The 870-nt window shown below is 42.4% G+C and carries 1 protein-coding gene and 1 pseudogene; both read left to right on the top strand.

What is annotated here, in order from left to right; all coding sequences use genetic code 11:
- A pseudogene (locus tag ACYVRA_RS07500) lies at window positions 1-308 on the top strand (serine hydroxymethyltransferase); the annotation flags it as partial.
- A gap of 47 nt (window positions 309-355) precedes the next feature.
- On the top strand, window positions 356-870 hold a 515-nt coding region (locus ACYVRA_RS07495), incomplete at its 3' end, for a ribose-phosphate pyrophosphokinase-like domain-containing protein (RefSeq protein ID WP_461252120.1).

Genomic DNA, 870 nt, shown 5'->3' with positions numbered 1-870 from the left:
TTATGGTTGTGGATGTTACGAGCAAAGGAATTTCTGGCAAGGAAGCAGAACAAGTTTTGGATTTGGTTGGCATTTCCACAAGCCGCTCAACCATTCCTTTTGACCCGCGCAAGCCTATGGATCCATCTGGGGTTCGCTTAGGAACAGCAGCTATCACAACCAGAGGCTTTGATGTTGCAGACACCCGCGCAGTTGCAAAAGCAATTGTGCAGGCTATTGAAAATCACAAAGATGAAGCAAAGCTGAAAAGCATAAGGGAAAACATTTTGGAACTATGCAGAAAGAGAGCTTTGTATAGCAAGCAATAATTAATTAGAGCGATATAAATTTTTCTAATTTTCTACATTCTTCAATTATGTCAGACAGCATTGTTGTAACAGGCACCTTCACAGACGACTCCTTTGCTATGGATGTGGCGCAGTTTTTGGGTGTGCGCGGCGATATTTCAGATGAAGTGTCGCTTAAAACCTATGCCAACAGCGAGTTTTGCCCGCGTTATATTTCCGATATTGAAAATTTGGAGAAAGTGGGTCGCTACCTAGAAGGCAAGGTTGTTATTATATGCTCGGTTTCGCTCTCCGACAGAAGCCGCAACGACTGCGCAATGCGAAATATGATTTTGGCGCGAGCCGCAAAAGACAATGGCGCAAAAAAGGTGGTTTTAATTGAACCGGATTTGTTCTACTCCGCCCAAGACAGAGGGGCATATCGCTTTGGAGAAATTGAAAAAGACAGAGATATTTTGGATTTGAAAAAATTTGACGGGCAAGCATTTACATCCCTGCTTTATGCCAAGCTATTAAAAGAAGCCGGCGTAGACACTGTTATAACCGTTCACAATCATTCAATAAAAGTTGAAAATCTTTTCAG

The organism is Treponema sp. R8-4-B8, assembly GCF_054786175.1.
Note: the sequence above shows the minus strand (reverse complement) of the source record. Positions and strands in the feature narration are given on the sequence as shown.